Source organism: Achromobacter sp. NPDC058515 (assembly GCF_042721735.1).
Classification (GTDB): Bacteria; Pseudomonadota; Gammaproteobacteria; order Burkholderiales; family Burkholderiaceae_B; genus Achromobacter.
Genome location: NZ_JBHXNI010000017.1, coordinates 52,710 through 69,101 on the forward strand (window position 1 = coordinate 52,710; position 16,392 = coordinate 69,101).

Annotated in this window: 14 protein-coding genes; 3 read left to right on the forward strand and 11 right to left on the reverse strand. The window is 69.2% G+C overall.

What is annotated here, in order from left to right; genetic code table 11:
- The 3 genes from ACFWP0_RS24605 to ACFWP0_RS24615 all read left to right on the forward strand — a co-directional run bounded on the left by ACFWP0_RS24605 (window position 1) and on the right by ACFWP0_RS24615 (window position 3,322).
- A complete protein-coding gene (locus ACFWP0_RS24605) occupies window positions 1-834 on the forward strand; it encodes a taurine ABC transporter ATP-binding protein (protein ID WP_377846570.1) in 834 nt (277 codons plus the stop codon).
- On the forward strand, window positions 827-1,654 hold the full coding sequence (locus tag ACFWP0_RS24610; RefSeq protein ID WP_377846571.1) for an ABC transporter permease subunit: 828 nt from the start codon (window positions 827-829) through the stop codon (window positions 1,652-1,654). The genes ACFWP0_RS24605 and ACFWP0_RS24610 overlap by 8 nt, the downstream gene beginning before the upstream one ends.
- 129 nt (window positions 1,655-1,783) lie before the next feature.
- Window positions 1,784-3,322, forward strand: a complete 1,539-nt coding sequence (locus ACFWP0_RS24615) for a PLP-dependent aminotransferase family protein (RefSeq protein WP_377846573.1) — start codon at window positions 1,784-1,786, stop codon at window positions 3,320-3,322.
- Window positions 3,323-3,337: 15 nt separating this feature from the next.
- On the opposite strand, the gene ACFWP0_RS24620 is transcribed toward ACFWP0_RS24615, so the two are convergent.
- The 11 genes from ACFWP0_RS24620 to xsc form a co-directional block, all read right to left on the reverse strand.
- A complete protein-coding gene (locus ACFWP0_RS24620) occupies window positions 3,338-4,753 on the reverse strand; it encodes an NAD(P)/FAD-dependent oxidoreductase (protein ID WP_377846575.1) in 1,416 nt (471 codons plus the stop codon).
- A gap of 36 nt (window positions 4,754-4,789) precedes the next feature.
- Complete coding sequence (locus ACFWP0_RS24625) at window positions 4,790-5,182, reverse strand: nuclear transport factor 2 family protein (protein ID WP_377846577.1); 393 nt, start codon at window positions 5,180-5,182, stop codon at window positions 4,790-4,792.
- A 139-nt stretch (window positions 5,183-5,321) separates the two neighbouring features.
- Window positions 5,322-6,281 (reverse strand): CobW family GTP-binding protein, encoded by a 960-nt coding sequence (locus tag ACFWP0_RS24630; RefSeq protein ID WP_377846579.1) that lies wholly within the window; start codon window positions 6,279-6,281, stop codon window positions 5,322-5,324.
- 1 nt (window position 6,282) lies between these two features.
- Window positions 6,283-7,938, reverse strand: a complete 1,656-nt coding sequence (locus ACFWP0_RS24635) for an amidohydrolase (protein WP_377846581.1) — start codon at window positions 7,936-7,938, stop codon at window positions 6,283-6,285.
- A 26-nt stretch (window positions 7,939-7,964) separates the two neighbouring features.
- The gene (locus tag ACFWP0_RS24640; protein ID WP_377846582.1) at window positions 7,965-8,987 is read right to left on the reverse strand and encodes an ABC transporter ATP-binding protein; all 1,023 of its coding nucleotides are present in this window, start codon (window positions 8,985-8,987) and stop codon (window positions 7,965-7,967) included.
- A complete protein-coding gene (locus ACFWP0_RS24645) occupies window positions 8,984-9,985 on the reverse strand; it encodes an ABC transporter ATP-binding protein (protein WP_377846584.1) in 1,002 nt (333 codons plus the stop codon). Before ACFWP0_RS24645 ends, ACFWP0_RS24640 begins: the two co-directional genes overlap by 4 nt.
- Window positions 9,982-10,884, reverse strand: coding sequence for an ABC transporter permease (locus ACFWP0_RS24650; protein WP_377846783.1), 903 nt, complete (start codon window positions 10,882-10,884; stop codon window positions 9,982-9,984). Before ACFWP0_RS24650 ends, ACFWP0_RS24645 begins: the two co-directional genes overlap by 4 nt.
- Window positions 10,885-10,886: 2 nt before the next feature.
- Window positions 10,887-11,855 carry an ABC transporter permease gene (locus ACFWP0_RS24655; protein WP_377846586.1) on the reverse strand — a complete coding sequence of 323 codons (969 nt, stop codon included), beginning with the start codon at window positions 11,853-11,855 and terminating at the stop codon, window positions 10,887-10,889.
- 13 nt (window positions 11,856-11,868) lie between these two features.
- Complete coding sequence (locus tag ACFWP0_RS24660; RefSeq protein WP_377846588.1) at window positions 11,869-13,446, reverse strand: ABC transporter substrate-binding protein; 1,578 nt, start codon at window positions 13,444-13,446, stop codon at window positions 11,869-11,871.
- 110 nt (window positions 13,447-13,556) lie between these two features.
- Window positions 13,557-14,477, reverse strand: coding sequence for a bifunctional enoyl-CoA hydratase/phosphate acetyltransferase (locus ACFWP0_RS24665; RefSeq protein ID WP_377846590.1), 921 nt, complete (start codon window positions 14,475-14,477; stop codon window positions 13,557-13,559).
- 8 nt (window positions 14,478-14,485) lie between these two features.
- The gene (gene xsc / locus ACFWP0_RS24670; protein ID WP_377846592.1) at window positions 14,486-16,297 is read right to left on the reverse strand and encodes a sulfoacetaldehyde acetyltransferase; all 1,812 of its coding nucleotides are present in this window, start codon (window positions 16,295-16,297) and stop codon (window positions 14,486-14,488) included.
- Between the last annotated feature and the right edge of the window lie 95 nt (window positions 16,298-16,392).

The following is a 16,392-nucleotide window of genomic DNA, read 5'->3' on the forward strand; positions in this document are numbered from 1 at the left end:
ATGAGCACATCGTCCACGCCCGCCGCGCAGCGTCTGTGCGCGGAGAACGTCAGCGTCACCTACCCCGGCCTGCACGACAGCGGCCCCGTGATTGCGCTGCACGACGTCAACCTGACCATCCAGCCCGGCGAATTCGTCGTCGCGCTGGGCGCCTCGGGCTGCGGCAAGACCACCTTGCTCAGCCTGCTGGCCGGGTTCCTGTCGCCCACCGAGGGCGAGATCACGCTGGGCGGCAAGCCCATCGTGGGGCCCGGCGCCGACCGCGGCGTCGTGTTCCAGAAGCACGCGCTGCTGCCCTGGCTGAACGTGCTGGAGAACACGGAGTTCGGCCTGAAGCTGCAGGGCGTGGACCGGGAAACCCGCCGCGCCCGGGCCCGCCGCAACCTGGAGCTGGTGGGCCTGCAGGACTTCCACCGCCACATGATCTACCAGCTGTCCGGCGGCATGCAGCAGCGCGTGGGCATCGCGCGCGCGCTGACCTGCGACCCCGCCATGCTGCTGATGGACGAGCCCATGGCCGCGCTGGACGCGCTGACCCGGGAGACCATCCAGGAACTGCTGCTGGACATCTGGCGGCAGACCAACAAGATGTTCTTCTTCATTACCCACAGCGTGGAAGAAGCGCTCTTCCTGGGCTCGCGGCTGATCGTCATGTCGCCGCGCCCGGGCCGGATCACGCACACCTTCGAGCCGGCGTTCAACCGGCGCTACCTGGAGACCCGCGATGGCCGTGGCATCAAATCCAGTCCCGACTTCATCGCCATGCGCGAGCAAGTCCTTGGCATCATCTACGGCGACGAACTTGCCGCCTCCCCGCAGGCCGTCCATGCCTAGGAGCCGTTCGGGCCACAAGCCGGCCGTGCCCGGCACGGTTTACGGCGCGCCGGGCGCGGGCTACAGCGGCCACATCAGCCTGCTCACCAGCGTGGCGCTGATCGCGCTGTGGTTCCTGGTCACCAGCGCCGGCTGGGTGCGGCCGCTGTTCCTGCCCTCGCCCATCGCCGTGTACGAGAAGTTCGTCTTCGCCATGACCGAGGGCGTGGCCAACTCGACGCTCACCGAGCATGCGCTGGCCAGCCTGTCGCGCGTGTTCGGCGCCTTCTTCCTGGCCTGCGCCACGGCCATTCCGGTGGGCATCCTGATGGGCGTGAACCGCTACGCCCGCGGCATCTTCGACCCGCCCATCGAGTTCTATCGCCCGCTGCCGCCGCTGGCCTACCTGCCGCTCATCATCATCTGGTTCGGCATCGGCGAATTCCCGAAGATCCTGCTGATCTACCTGGCCATCTTCGCGCCCATGGCGATCGCCGCGCGCGCCGGCGTGCGCTCGGTGTCCATCGAACAGATCCACGCCGCCTACGCCATGGGCGGCACGCCCAGGCAGGTCGTCTGGCACGTCATCCTGAAGGCGGCCATGCCGGAGATCTTCACCGGCATGCGCATCGGCATCGGCGTGGGCTGGACCACGCTGGTGGCCGCCGAAATGGTGGCGGCCGACCGGGGCCTGGGCTTCATGGTGCTGAACGCCGCCCAGTTCCTGGCCAGCGACACGGTCATCATGGGCATCATCGTGATCGGCGTGTTCGCCTTCGCCTTCGACCTGCTCGTGCGCTACCTGGAGCGGTTCGCTATCCCGTGGAAAGGCCGCGTCTGACACCGGACAGGGCAATCCCTCATTTCGTCCCCCATCCGGCTCCTCTATTCTGAGTGACGGAACCCGGAACGGGCGCCGCCGGCGCGCTGCGCGCCGCGTCCGCCCGCTCCGCCGTCACAAGGAGCCGTCATGTCCAGCCAGGCCTCGATGCTCAAGCCTGTGTTGTGGGAGCGCCTGTTCGAAAGGGAGAGCGCGCCCAACCTCAGCCTCCAGGGACGCGTGCGCCAGATGCTGGTGTCCGCCATCCTCAGCGGCCACCTGCCGCCCGGCATGCCGGTGCCCTCCAGCCGCTATCTGGCCGACCAGCTCCAGATCGCCCGCAACACCGTCGTGTTCGCCTACCAGCAGCTGGTCAGCGAAGGGTATCTGGTGTCGCGCGAACGCAGCGGCCACTTCGTCAGCGATACGGTCATGCAAGGCCATTCGGGCCCGGCGGCCGACGCCGCCGCCCACTGCGAGACCGGCGCGCCCGGGGTGCGCTGGGACGAACGGCTGCGCTTTCGCCCTTCGCGGCAACGCAACATCATCAAGCCGCAAGATTGGCAGAAGCAGCCCTACCCCTTTGTCTACGGACAGTTCGACCAGGACCTGTTTCCCACGGCCGAATGGCGCGAATGCTGCATCAAGGCGCTGTCGGTGCTGGACATCCGCAGCTGGGCGCCCGACCTCATCACCCATGACGACCCGGCCCTGATCGAGCAGATCCGCACCCAGGTCCTGCCGCGCCGCGGCGTCTGGGCGGACGCCGAGGAAATCGTCATCACCGTCGGCGCGCAGCACGCGCTCTACCTGCTGGCCGACCTGCTGGTCAACGACGACACCGTGGTCGGCATGGAAGACCCCGGCTACCCCGACGCCCGCAACATCTTCGCCAGCCATACCCGCCACCTGCTGCCGCTGCCGGTGGACGAGCAAGGGCTGCGCACCGGCACTCACCTGCTGGGCTGCGACTACGTGTTCGTCACGCCGGGCCACCAGTGCCCCACCACCGTCACCCTGTCGATGGAGCGCCGCGTCGGCCTGCTGGCGCTGGCCCGCCAGGCCGACGCCCTGATCATCGAGGACGACTTCGAAAGCGAAAGCCGCTGGGGCGAAGGCGCGATTCCCGCGCTGAAAAGCCTGGACCGGGACGGCCGCGTGATCTACGTGGGCAGCCTGGCCAAGTCCTTCGCGCCCGGCTTGCGCATCGGCTACATCGTCGCGCCGCGCGAGCTCACGGGCGAACTGCGCGCGCTGCGCCGGCTGATGCTGCGCCATCCTTCGGCCTACATACAGCGCGCCTTCTCGCTGTTCATCTCGCTGGGGCATCATCATTCGCTGCTGCGCCGCCAGTCGCAGGCCTACCAAAAGCGCGGCAATGAGCTCGCGCAGGCGCTGGCGCGGCACCTGCCCGACTTCAGGGCCATCCCCATCACCGGCTCGTCCTCGTGCTGGCTGCAGGGGCCGCCCTGGCTGAACGCCGTCGCGTTGTCCCAGGCCGCGCTGGCCGAAGGCGTGGTCGTCGAACCGGGCGACGTCTTCTTCATGAACGGCGCGGACGCGCCCCGCAATTTCCTGCGCGTGGGCTTCACGTCGATCCGGCCGGAGCACATCGAGCCCGGCATCGCGAAGCTGGCGAAGGTCGTCGACCGCCAGCGCCGCGCCGCCGAAGAGGTCCAGGGCGCCTGACTCCGCCCGCAAGCGCTAGAGCAGTTCGTCCCGCAGGTAGTACCAGCGGTACAGCAGGCCCTGGCCGAGCCTGCGGAACGGCGCGAACATGTGCCCCGGCAAGGGCGAGTCGTAAATCGGCAAATCCCAGGCGATGCCGTCCTGGCCCATCATCCGCTGCGCCAGCCGCCTGCCCGCATGGGCCGAGAACGCCACGCCGTTGCCGCCATACCCGAAGGCGTAATACACCTGCTGCGCCGGGTCCGGCTGGGTCACGCGCGGCATCATGTCGTGGCTGACATCCACCCAGCCCCACCAGGAATACGCCACGTCCACGCCCTTGAGCGACGGGAACTTGCGCGCCAGCCCTTCGCGCAGCAGCGCCAGGTGGCGCGGATGTTCGGCATCCGCCCCGCGCAGCGCGCTGCGGCTGCCGATCTGCATGCGGCCGTCGGGCAGCAGGCGGTAGTAAAAGCGCAGCGTGCGCGTATCGGTGATGAACACCGTGCTCTTCAAGCCCGCCGCCTCGCGCTCGGCCGGCGTCAGCACCCGCGTCACCATCGAGTTCGACAGCACCGGCATGATCCGGTTGTCCAGGAGGCGGTTCACGCCCTGCGCGGTGTAGCCGCCCGTGGCGAACGCCACGCGCCGCGCGCGCACCACGCCGCCCGGCGTCTGCAGCAGGTACATGCCGTTTTCCACGCGCCAGCCCAGCACCGGGCTGGCCGGATGGATGCGCGCGCCCAGCGCGCGCGCCTGCCGCAGATAGCCGTAGGCCAGCTTCAGCGGCTGCACGCCCACGCCATCCGGCTCATGCATCGCGCCCACGGCTTCGTGGTCGTCCACATAGCGTTCGCGCAGCTCCGCCTTGCTGAGCATCTTCGTGTCGTAGCCGAAGACCTCGCGCATCACGCGGGACTCGTTTTCCAGGAAGGCCATCTTCTTCCTGCGATGCGCCGTGTACAGGTGGCCGCCCGGCTGCGCGTCGCAGTCCACCTGGGCCACCAGGCTCTTCCAGTACTCGAAGCCCTCGCGGATCTCGGCGTCCAGCCGCTTGGCCATGTCCAGCCCCCAGCGCGCAATCCACTGCGAGCGGTACAGGCGCCCGGACGCGTTCTGCCCCTGGCCGCCATTGCGGCTGGTGCATCCCCAGACGGCGCGGTTGGCCTCCAGCACCACGGCCTTCACGCCGAAGTCCCGCGCCAGGGCAAGGGCCGCCGACAGGCCCGTGAAGCCGGAGCCGACGATCACCACGTCGGCATCGATATCGCCATTGATCGGCCCGTCGTCCTCGGGCGGCGCGCCGGCGGTCGCCACCCAATAGGTGGGCGCGTAGTCCTGGCCCTGGCCGGGCGGAGACACCAGCGGGTCATAGGCCGGGTTGTACGCGCTGATGGCGGCGCCGGGCGCTGGGGCCGGGCGATGGGAGTCGAAGGACATTTGCGTATCCATGCTGCGGTTCCGGTTGCTGGCCGCGAGGCGGCGGCCTCAGGCCCGGGCCGGCAAGGCCGGGCGCTGCTTGCGAAACGCGTTCTTCACGCGGATCTTGCCGTCCTGGAAGGTGAAGATGTCCACCATGTCCGCCTCGATGCGCGTGCCGTCCGGCGCGGTGCCGGAGAACGTGGATTCGGAGACCCCGCGGTCCCCGGCGACCCAGTGCCGGCCGTTGGCCCACTGCGCATCGGGGAAGCTCTTCCAGGCCGCGGCAAATGCCGCGCGCACCGCTTCCGGACCCGCATGGCGGCTGCCGTACTGCTCGGGCCCGCCCACGGTCTCGAACACGCAGTCCTCGCTCATGAAAGACATCAGGGCGTCGATATCGTGCCGGTTCCACGCGGCCGCGAACTCGGCCAGCATCTCCACGGTGACGGTCTTGTGCATTGCCTACCCTCCTCTGCTGGCGGGGCGCGAGATGCGTCCACGCTGAACCACCAAGGTACGTGCGGGCAATGCCAGGGTCTAGAACCAGACACGGGGAATCGCTTGCACCAGACCCGGGCGTCCGTCCACGCGTAAAGCGCTACGCAGGGGCCCGCGCCGCGGCCGGCGCGAGCAGTGCCGAGATCTCTTCGATGCGGATGGCGCCGCGCAGGCCGATCAGCACCAGCGACGGTCCGTCCAGATCCGCCGGCGGGCGCGCCTGCGTGTCATAGCGCACGCGGCGTCCGGCCCATTGCACGAGCACCCAGCCATGCCGGCCGGTGCGCACCCAGCCCTTGGCGCGCAGCAACTGGCGCGGCAATTGCCTGAGCCTGCGGGCAAACTCGTCGGCGTCCAGCAAGGCGGGCGCGCGCCACAGCCAGCTCTGGAACGGATGCCGCGGATCCGAGGCAGGATCCACCCGCGCATGCTCCGCGCAATGCGGCCCGCAGACGTGATCGTCGGCGGCGCCTTCGGCCTCTCCGATCAGCCAGCGCAGATCCACCCGCGCCTCGCGCGCGGCCACGATGGCCGCGCCGCCGGTCGCGTCGTGCAGCCAGGACCGCAGCGCCGCCAGTTCCGTGTCCGAGGCCAGGTCGGTCTTGTTCAGCACCAGCAGGTCCGCCGCCCGGAGCTGGCGCTCCACGGTGTCCGCCAGCAGGGGATCGGCGGCCGCTTCGCGCAGGTTGCCCGCGTCCGCCAGCACGATGACGCCTTCCAGCTGCAGCATGGGATCGGACATGCCCACCTGCGCGATGCGCCCGGGGTCCGACACGCCGCTGGCCTCGATGACGATCCACTCCGGAAGCGGGTCCAGCGCCAGCACGCGCGCCAGCGCGTCGTCCAGGCCGCCCGCCATCGAGCAGCAGACGCAGCCGTTGGCCAGCCGGATGACGTTCTCGGCGCGCCCGGCGATCAGCCCCGCGTCGATGTCGACGGGCCCGAAATCGTTGACCAGCACCGCGGCGCGGCGGGGGCTGGCCGCCAGCACGTGGTTCAGCAAGGTGGTCTTGCCCGAGCCCAGGAAGCCGCCCACCACGGTCAGGGGAATCCGCGCCATCTCACGCATCCTGAAGCGCCAGCGGACGGCCGCCGATGACGGTTCCCAGCACCTTGATGTCCTTCAGCCTTTCCGGCGGCGTGGCGGTCGGGTCGTCTTCCAGCACGCAGAAATCCGCATGCTTGCCGACTTCGATGGACCCCACCAGGTGATCCAGGCACAGCGTATAGGCGGCGCCCAGGGTGATGGCGTGCAGCGCCGCGTCCACCCCGATGCGCTCGGACTCGCCCAGCACGCGGCCCGACGAGGTCTGCCGGTTCACCGCGCACCAGGCCGTGAACAAGGGCCCCAGCGGCGTGATCGGCGCATCGGAATGGATCGCGAACGGCACGCCGGCGCGCGCGGCGGATGCGCAGGCGTCCATGCGGTTGGCGCGGTCCGGGCCCATGGTCAGGGCGTAATGGGCGTCGCCCCAGTAGAAGATGTGGTTGGCGAACAGGTTCACGCACATGCCCAGGCTGGCCATGCGCCGGAACTGCGCGGCGTCCGCCATCTGGCAATGCTGCAGCGTATGGCGGTGATCCCGGCGCGGCGTTCGCTGCAGCGCGCGGTCCACGGCGTCGATGGCAAGCTGCGTGGCCTCGTCGCCGTTGGTATGGATATGCAGCTGCGCGCCCGCGTCGTGATAGGCCTGCACCATTGCGTCGAGTTCGGCCGGCGCGATGACCCAGATGCCGTTGGGCGCGCCGTTGTAGTAGCCCGGCCAGCGCACCCTCGCGGTGAATCCCTGTATGGACCCGTCGACCACCAGCTTGACCATGCCCAGGCGCAGCTTGTCGTGGTTGAGCCGCCTGGCCGCCTCCAGCTTCTCCAGGCAGCGCGCCGGGTCGCCGGCGTATGTCAGGGCGGACGCGGCCGGCACGATCCTGACCGGGTAGTCCGGCTCGGCGGTCACGCGCGCCAGCGTCGCCAGGCCCTCGTCGCCCAGTTCATTGACGAGGTCCGTGGCGGTGGTGACCCCGGCCCACTGCGCCACCTTGCCGAACATCCGCAAGCCCTCTTCCGTCATGCCCACCGTGCGGAACGGGCTGCCGATCAGCCGCAAGACCGGAAACATCGCGGCGAATTCGCAGAGCTCGCCGCTAGGTTGCCCGTCCGCAAGCCGGCTCACGCCTTCGATATCGGTATCGCGGTCTATGCCCGCCTGCGCCAGCATGGGCGTATTCACATTCATCAGGTGCATGCTGGCGTGCATCACCACCACGGCCCTGTCGGCGGACACCGCGTCCAGGTCCCGGATGCTCATCCGCTCGCCGCCGAAGAAGATGGGATCGAAACCCCAGCCGATCAGCGTCTCGCCCTGCGCCAGCGCGCGCTCGAAATCGCGCAGCCTGCCCGCGACCTCATCGAAGCTCTTCAAGCCCTGCCACAGCCGGCCGTCGGGCCCGCGCCGGTCGTAATAGCCCACATAGACGAACTTCCACATGCCGCCTTCGGGCAGGTGGCAGTGCCCTTCGACCAGCCCCGGCATCAGCACCCGGTCCGCATAGCGTTCGTCGACCTGCGCCGGCCCCCAGCCGGCCAGGTCCTCCCTGCTGCCCACGCCCAGGATGCGACCGTCGCGCACGGCGACGTGGGTCGCGCGCGGCTGGGCGGGGTTCATGGTGAGGATGGTTCGCGCGGCGTAGATGGTCGTGCGGGCTGCGGGCTGGCTCATCAGGATTTCCTTGGGATACAAGTGGATTACCCCTGCAGCGGCGATACCGCCATGCCGTCGCGGGACTCGACAAAATGGCAGGCCACGTGATGCGCCGGCGCCACTTCCCGCAGCGCGGGCTCCTGCGTGGCGCAGACCGGCTGCGCGACCGGACAGCGCCCGGCAAAGCGGCAGCCCGGCGGCGGATTCACCGGACTGGGCGGATCGCCCGCCAGCCTGACCCGGCGCGCCGCCGTTTCGCGGCCGCCCTTCACCGTGGGCACGGCGGACATCAACGCCACGCTGTACGGGTGCAGCGGACGCGAAAAGAAGGCGCGCCGCGAGGCCCGCTCGATGATCTTGCCCAGGTACATGACGGCGATGTCGTCGCAGACGTGCTCCACCACCGCCATGTCGTGCGAAATGAAAAGAAAGGACTGGCCCTGGTCGCGCTGGATCCGCCGCAGGAGGTTGAGGATCTGGGCGCGGATGGCGATGTCCAGCGCCGACACCGGCTCGTCGCACACGATCAGGTCCGGCGCGCTGGCCAGCGCCCGCGCAATGTTCAGACGCTGCCGCTGGCCGCCCGAGAACTGGTGCGGAAAAAGCTGGCGCTGCTCGGGCCGCAGGCCCACCAGCTCGAACATCAGCGCCACGCGCGCCTCGCGCCCGCCGGGCGGGTCGATGCCCATCAGGTCCAGCGGCGTGCGCACGATTTCCTCGGCCCGCTGACGCGGGTTCAGCGACGAATACGGGTCCTGGAAGACGAGCTGCAGGCGCCGCCGCATCCGCCGCAATGGCGCGCCGCGCATGGCGGTCAGGTCCTTGCCGTCGAAATGGATGCTGCCGCCGGTCGGGTCCGCCAGCCGCAGCACGGACAAGGCCGTGGTGGTCTTGCCCGACCCCGACTCGCCCACGATGGCCAGCGTGCGCCCGCGCGCGAGGTCGAACGACACGCCGTCCACCGCGCGCACCACGACCGGCGCGCCGTCGCGCCCGCGTCCGCCGACGGGAAAGTGCACGGCCAGGTCGCGCACCGACAGCAAGGGGGATGATTGCGCTTGCGTCATCGCGCCGCCTCCGGGTAGAGCCAGCAGGCCACGCCCTGCCCGTCGTCCACGCGCGTCAGCGGCGGAAAGGCGCCGCGGCACCGCGCCATGGCGTGGCTGCAGCGGTCATGGAAAGGGCAGCCTTCGCCGCGTTCCCACACCGAGGGCACCATGCCGGGAATCTCGGGCAGGTCCGGCCGGATATCGTCGGGCGCCCGGTCCAGTTCCGGCAGGCACGCGATCAGGCCCCGGGTGTAGGGGTGCAGCGGATGCGCCAGGATCTGGCCGACGCTGCCCTGCTCCACCACGCGGCCGCCATACATGACCACCACGCGGTCCGCCATCTCCGACACCGCCCCCATGTCGTGGGTGATCAGCAGCACCGCGGTGCCGCGCCGCGCCTGCTGCTCGCGCAGCAAGTCGAAGATCTGCGCCTGCACCGTGACGTCCAGCGCCGTGGTCGGTTCGTCGGCGATCAGCACGTCCGGGTCGCAGGCCAGCGCGATGGCGATCATGACGCGCTGCCTCATGCCGCCCGACATCTGGTGCGGGTAGTCGTCCACACGGCGCTCGGGCAGCGGGATGCCGACGGACTTCAGCATCTCGATGGCGCGCTCGCGCGCCTGGCCTTTGCTCAGGCCCTGGTGCTGGCGCAGGGGTTCGGCGATCTGCTCGCCCACCGAATACACCGGATTGAGCGCGGTCATGGGCTCCTGGAAGATCATGGAAATGTTGTTGCCCCGCACCTGGCGCATCGCCTCGTCGTCTTGCGACGCCAGGTCGGCGCCGCGCAGGCGCACGCTGCCGGCGCCGATGCGCGCCAGCGGCGGGATCAGGCGCATGATGGCCAGCGCCGTCATGCTCTTGCCGCATCCGGACTCGCCCACCAGGCACAGCGTTTCCCCCGGCCGCAGGTCGAAGCTCACGTCGCTCAGCACCTCCGCCACGCGCCCCCGCGTGCGGAACTCCAGGCTCAGGCCGTCGACCTCCAGCACGGGCAACTGGTCGGGCGCGTTCATGCCCGGCCCCGCGAGGTGGGATTGAGCGCGTCGTTCAGGCCGTCGCCGATCAGACTGACCGCCAGCACCGTCAGGAAGATGGCCGCGCCGGGCAGGGTCACCGCCCACCAGGCGGTAAGGATGTAGGGGCGGTTGCTGCCTATCATTAGCCCCCAGCTCATCACGTTCGGATCGCCCAGCCCCAGGAACGACAGGCCGGCCTCGAACAGGATGGCGGTGCCGATGGCCAGCGTGGCCGACACGATCAGCGGCGCCAGCGCATTGGGCAGGATGACGCGCCAGATGATGCGCGCGTCGCCCGCGCCGATCACCCTTTCCGCCAGCACGTATTCGCGGCGCTTGAGGCGCAGGAATTCCCCGCGGGCCAGGCGCGCCGTTCCCGTCCAGCTCACTACGCCGATGGCCACGGCGATGGTGGCCAGGGACGGCGTGAAGAGCGTGACCAGCACCATGGCAAAGAGCAAGGTGGGCAGCACCTGGAAAAACTCCGTGATGCGCATCAGCGTTTCGTCGACCCAGCCGCCGTAGTAGCCCGCCAGCGCGCCCACCGTCACGCCGATGGCCATGGACAGCACGGCCGCCACCACGCCCACCAGCAGGGTCGCGCGGCCGCCGTAGATCATGCCGGTCAGGACGTCCCGGCCCAGGTAGTCGGAACCCAGCAGCAGGTCCGAGCCGGGCGGCTCCATCGGGGCGGCGGCGATCTCGAATGGATCCGTCTCCATCGCCATCGGGCCGAAGATGGTTACCGCCAGAATCGCCGCGAGCAGCAGCACGCCGATCAGCGCGGTCGGGTTGCGCGCGAAGACCCGCAGCGCCTCGTAGGGTGGTCGCGGCGGCGGCTTGGGCCGGGCATCGCCCAGAGCGGCGCCGGGAATCGCGATGGGGGCTGGTCTCATGCTCATGATGTCTTGATCCTGGGATCGATCAGCCGGTAGGCCAGATCGGTAAGCTGGTTCATCACCACCACCAGCAGCGATGCGAAGAGCAGGATGCCGAGCAAGGTGGGGTAATCGCGCCGGAGCACCGAGTCAAAGGCCAGTCGCCCCAGCCCGGGCCAGTTGAAGACGGTTTCCACCAGGATGGCGCCGGCCAGCACATTGCCGAACTGCAGCCCCAGCATGGTCACCACCGGCAGCACGCCGTTGCGCAGCGCGTGCTTGTACAGGACCGTGCGCTCCGGCAGGCCCTTGGCGCGGGCGGTGCGGATGTAGTCGGCCGACAGCGCGTCCATGACGCTGGCGCGCGCCAGCCGGCTGTACTGCGCCAGGTACACGAAGGCCAGCGTGAACGCCGGCAGCACCAGGTGGTGCAGCACGTCCAGCGCGCCGGCCCATCCGCCCTGCGGCCCGCCCGCCGAGCGCATGTCGGACACCGGAAAGATCGGCCAGGTCGAGGCGAACAGGATGATGAGGATGATGCCCGTCCAGAACACCGGCGCCGAGTAACCCACGACGGACAGCAGCGTGATGCCCTGCGACAGCGGACCGTTCGGCTTGCGCGCGGCCAGCGTGCCCAGCAGCGTGCCGACGATGAAGGCGCTGGACACGGACGTCACCACCAGCAGCAGCGTGGCGGGCACGCGTTCCCAGATCAGCTGGGCGACCGGCACGTTGAAGAAGTAGGAATAGCCCAGGTCTCCACGCAGCACCTGCGACAGGTACAGGCCCAGCTGCACCAGGAACGGCTTGTCCAGCCCGTACTGGACCCGCAGCTGCGCGCGCAGGTCCTCGCTGATGCCGCCCATGGACCCCGCGATGGTCTCCACGGGGTCGCCCGGCGAAATATGGATCAGCAGGAAATTCAGCGTCACCACGGCAAGCAGCAGCAGCGCGGCGTAGGCGAGACGGCGCGAGAGATAGCGCAGCATGGCGGCCCCCTGGCTATTGCAGGTACGTATCGTCCATCGGCGACAGCAGGCCCCATATACCCGCGGGCAGGCCCTGCACCTTCTTGGACGACAGCGTGTGGTACGGGATGACCGTCAGGAAATCGATGGGCACGTCCTCGGTGACCAGGCGCTGGAACTCGGCGTACAGCGCGCGGCGCTTGTCCACGTCGGTCTCCACGCCCGCCTGTTCCAGCAGGGCGTCGACCTTGGGGTTCTTATAGGATTGCGTGTTGGTCCAGATGATGTCGCGGATGTTGGTCGACAGATAGGTCCGGTGCACGCCGATGACGGGGTCGCCCCAGTTGAAGACGATGTCGGTGGTGATGTCGAAGTCATGGCTGGCGATGCGCTTGGCCCAGGTGGGGAAATCCGGCGACGCCCGCACCTGCACCGCGATGCCCACCTTCTTTAGCTGGCTGCGCAGGTACTCGGCCACGTTCTTGCCCTGCACGTCGCTGCCCGGCATGTAGTCCACCGTGAGCGACATGCGTTCGCCCTTGCCGTCCTTCTTGAACCCGGCCTCGTCCAGCAATTGCTCGGACTTCTTCAGGTCCAGCGGATACTTCTTCACTTCCTGGGTGGCGAAGGGGCTGGTGCCGACGATCGGGCCGTCCGCCGGCGCGGCAAACCCCGCGTTCAGCGCCTTGGTGATAAAGCCCTTGTCCGTCGCGTAGGCAATCGCCTGGCGCACCCGCACGTCGTCCAGCGGCTTGCGGGCGGTGTTGAACGCCAGCCAGCTCAGCGCGCCGATGCCCTCGTAGCCCTTGTTGCTCATGACGATGGCCGGGTTGTCCTTGGCGCGCCGCAGGATGGTGGGCTCGGTCATGTAGGGCAGCACGCCGATGTCGCCGCGCTCCAGCCCGATCAGCAGATTGGTGGCGTCCGGATTGATCTTCACTACGATGCGGTCCAGATGGGGCTTGCCCGGCAGGAAGAACTTGTCGAAGCGCTCCAGCACGATTTCCTGGCCGGGCTTGAATTCCTTGAACACGAACGGGCCGGAGCCCACCACATTGGCGGAGTTGCGGGGATGGGTCTTGAGGTCCTGGCCGTCGCCATAGATATGCTTGGGCAGGACCGGCATCAGTGCCGGCGACAGGGCCAGCAGGATCGCCGGATGCGGCTTGCTCATGCGCAGCACGGCGGTATGGGCGTCCGGCGTGTCCACGCGCTCCACCGGCGCGAACATGGTCTGGAACGGATGGTTCTGCTTGACCGCCATGATGGAGAAAGCCACGTCTTCCGACGTCACGGGCTTGCCGTCATGGAACACCGCGTCGCTGCGCAGGTGCAGCGTCAGCGACTTGCCGTCGGGCGCCAGCTCCCAGGATTGCGCCAGATAGGGCTGCGGCTTCCAGTCCGCGTCGTAGCGCAGCGGGCTGGCGAAAAGCTGCGAACTGGGCAGCGCCGTGGCGATGCCCGATTGCACGGCGCCGTTCAGGTGCCGCGGCACCTGGGTCGAACCGATCACCAGCGTGCCGCCCGCCTTGGGCGGGTCCGCCGCCATGGCGCCTCCCGCCAGGGCGAACACCGACAGAATTGTGGCCAGGCCTAGTCTTGCGCTGCGCATGTTCTACCCCTTGATGTGGTGACAGCCATTCATCGGATGGCTTGCGCTTTAGCGTAGCCATCCAATGGGTCCGGGCTTAGTACCAAACCGCGAGACTTGCTGGTGCCAGCTCAGCCGGCCAGCGCCCGCGCATACAGCACCGCCACGGCGCAGCTGTTCACGCGCGCCTCCATGGAGTCGGAGCGGCTTGTCAGCAGCACCGGCACCCGCGTGCCCAGCACCAGCCCCGCGGCGCCGGCGCCCGCCAGCCAGGTCAGCTCCTTGTAGAGCATGTTGCCGGCCTCGATGTCGGGCGCCAGCAGGATGTCCGCGTCCCCCGCCACGCGCGACACGATGCCCTTCTGCTCCGCCGCCTCGCGCGAGATGGCGTTGTCGAAGGCCAGCGGCCCGTCGATCTCGCCGCCGCGGATCTGCTGCCGGTCGGCCATCTTGGACAGCGCCGCCGCGTCCAGCGTGGCGGGCATGGCCGGGTTGACCGACTCGGTGGCGCACAGCACGGCCACCTTGGGCCGCTCGACGCCCAGGGCGCGCGCCAGGTCGATGGCGTTCTGCGCGATGTCCGCCTTTTCCTGTAGCGTGGGCGCGATGTTGACGGCGGCATCCGTCAAGATGAAGAGCTTGGAATAGGCCGCCACCGCCATGACGAAGGCATGGCTGATGCGCCTGCCGGTGCGCAAGCCCGACTCGCGCGCCACCACGGCGGACATGAAGTGGTCGGTGTGCAGGCTGCCTTTCATCAGCATGCGGACCGCGCCGTCCCGCGCCAGGGCCGCCGCGGCGCGCGCCGCCAGCAGCTCGTCGTCCGGCGTGTCGACGATCTCCATCGACCCGGCCCGTATGCCCGTCTCCGCCATCAACGCCGCAAGCCGGGCCGCGGGCCCGACGAGCACGGGCTCGATGTAGCCCGCTTCGCCCGCCTGGGCGGCGGCGCGCAGGCTGGTGGCGCATAGCGGATACGCCACCGCGGTGCGCAAGCGCCCCGCCGCCAGCGCGGCAACGCGCAGCGGCTCGAACATGCGATCGATTGCCATGGCGCCGATCAGCGTCCGACCGGATCGATCGGCAGCGGCACTTCGCCCGCCTTGAACGGCTGGTTCACGTACTTGCGGTACTTGTCCAGGAAGCGCACCGGCTGCTTGAGCGCATCGCGCCGGAACGGATCGCCCAGCTCCTGGCTGACCATCATTTCCAGCACGGTGGTCTTGCCTTCCAGCTGCGCCTGGCAGGCGGCCTGCAGGGCCGCGCCGACCTGATCCGCGTGCTCCACCCGTATGCCTTCCGCCCCCATGGCGCGCGCCAGTTCGGCAAAGCCCGGGTTCCGCAGGTTGCTGCCCACGAAGCGCCGGCCGTAGAAGTCGACCTGGTTCTTTTTCTCGGCGCCCCACTGGCCGTTGTGGAACACCACCGCCGTCACCGGAATCTGCTCGCGCACGCAGGTCAGCAGCTCCTGGAAGCTCATGCACCAGGCGCCGTCGCCCACGTAGGCCACGGCCGGCCGGTCGGGCCGGCCCAGCTTGGCGCCGATCAGCGCCGGCAGCGCGTAGCCGCAGTTGCCGAAGCTCATCGCGGCCAGCATGGAGTTGGGCTCGTCGAACCGCAGGTAGCTGTTGGACACCGAGCAGATGTTGCCGATGTCGGTCGACACCATGACGTGCTTGGGCATGGCGCGTTCCAGCTCGCGCAGCATGCGGCGCGGGTGCATGCGGCCCCCGCCGTGCTCGATGATGTCCAGGCTCCAGTCATCGCGTTCGTGCGACCAGTCGTCCAGTTCCTTTTCCCATTCGGCCTTTTGCGCGGCGATCTCGCCGGCGCGGCCTTCCTTCGTGCGGACGCAGGCGACCTCGCGGGCCTGCAGCTTGGCCGCCAGCGCTGCGGCCGCGGGCTTGGCGTCGCCGCAGATGCCGACCGACACCGGGCGCACCAGGCCCAGCATCCGGTGGTCCGCGTCGACCTGGATGATGCGCGCGCCCTGCGGCCAGTAGTCCAGCCCGTGCTGCGGCAAGGTGCCGAAGGGCCCCAGCCGCGTGCCCAGCGCCAGCACCACGTCGGCCTGCGACAAGAGCTTCATGCCGGCCTTGGCGCCCTGGTAGCCCAGCGGGCCGCACCACAGCGGATGGCTGGCCGGGAACGCGTCGTTGTGCAGATAGCTGGTCACCACGGGCGCGCCCAGCAGCTCGGCCAGCGCCACGCATTCGGCCTGGCCGTCGGAGAACAGCACGCCGCCGCCCGCCACGATGACCGGGAATTTGGCGTCGGCCAGCAGGCGCGCCGCCGCTTCCAGGTCTTCTTCGGACCCCGGCCCGCGGCGGATCCGGCGCGGCTCCGGAATGGCCACGTCGATCTCGCCGTAGAAATAGTCGCGCGGGATATTCAGCTGCGAGGGCCCGCGTTCGGCCATCGCATTGTCGAACGCCTTGGCCGTGAATTCGGCCATGCGGTCCGGCCGGTTCACGTGCGCCTGGTATTTGGTGATGCGCGAAAAGATGGGCAGTTGCTCCGTCTCCTGGAAGCCGCCCAGCCCCATGCCCGACGTGCCGGTCTCGGGGGTGATGGCCACCACCGGGCTGTGCGCCCAGTAGGCGGCGGCCACGCCGGTCACGAAATTGGTGATGCCCGGGCCGTTCTGCGCGATGCACACGCCATGCCTGCCGGTCACGCGCGAATAGCCGTCGGCCATGTGCGCCGCGCCCTGCTCGTGCACCGTCGGCACGAAGCGGATGCCGGCTGCGGGAAACAGGTCCAGCGCATCCATGAAGGCCGAACCGACGATGCCGAAAACATCTTTGACGCCCTGCGCGACCAGCGTCTCGACAAACGCTTCGCTGGGGGTCATGTGTTGCTTGCTGCTCATGGTCTCTCTCCTGGCGGGCCGGCGCTCGTCCCATTGCTTATTGGCCGGTGTGATCCGATACTGCGCCAGAAATCTCGTCCTTCCCATCCCGCGGC

Bases quoted from the DNA above. Each gene is read 5' to 3' on its own strand.
- ACFWP0_RS24605 (WP_377846570.1), top strand. From the start codon at position 1: ATGAGCACATCGTCCACGCCCGCCGCGCAGCGTCTGTGCGCGGAGAAC.
- ACFWP0_RS24610 (WP_377846571.1), top strand. From the start codon at position 827: ATGCCTAGGAGCCGTTCGGGCCACAAGCCGGCCGTGCCCGGCACGGTT.
- ACFWP0_RS24615 (WP_377846573.1), top strand. From the start codon at position 1,784: ATGTCCAGCCAGGCCTCGATGCTCAAGCCTGTGTTGTGGGAGCGCCTG.
- ACFWP0_RS24620 (WP_377846575.1), bottom strand. From the start codon at position 4,753: ATGGATACGCAAATGTCCTTCGACTCCCATCGCCCGGCCCCAGCGCCC.
- ACFWP0_RS24625 (WP_377846577.1), bottom strand. From the start codon at position 5,182: ATGCACAAGACCGTCACCGTGGAGATGCTGGCCGAGTTCGCGGCCGCG.
- ACFWP0_RS24630 (WP_377846579.1), bottom strand. From the start codon at position 6,281: ATGGCGCGGATTCCCCTGACCGTGGTGGGCGGCTTCCTGGGCTCGGGC.
- ACFWP0_RS24635 (WP_377846581.1), bottom strand. From the start codon at position 7,938: ATGAGCCAGCCCGCAGCCCGCACGACCATCTACGCCGCGCGAACCATC.
- ACFWP0_RS24640 (WP_377846582.1), bottom strand. From the start codon at position 8,987: ATGACGCAAGCGCAATCATCCCCCTTGCTGTCGGTGCGCGACCTGGCC.
- ACFWP0_RS24645 (WP_377846584.1), bottom strand. From the start codon at position 9,985: ATGAACGCGCCCGACCAGTTGCCCGTGCTGGAGGTCGACGGCCTGAGC.
- ACFWP0_RS24650 (WP_377846783.1), bottom strand. From the start codon at position 10,884: ATGAGACCAGCCCCCATCGCGATTCCCGGCGCCGCTCTGGGCGATGCC.
- ACFWP0_RS24655 (WP_377846586.1), bottom strand. From the start codon at position 11,855: ATGCTGCGCTATCTCTCGCGCCGTCTCGCCTACGCCGCGCTGCTGCTG.
- ACFWP0_RS24660 (WP_377846588.1), bottom strand. From the start codon at position 13,446: ATGCGCAGCGCAAGACTAGGCCTGGCCACAATTCTGTCGGTGTTCGCC.
- ACFWP0_RS24665 (WP_377846590.1), bottom strand. From the start codon at position 14,477: ATGGCAATCGATCGCATGTTCGAGCCGCTGCGCGTTGCCGCGCTGGCG.
- xsc (WP_377846592.1), bottom strand. From the start codon at position 16,297: ATGAGCAGCAAGCAACACATGACCCCCAGCGAAGCGTTTGTCGAGACG.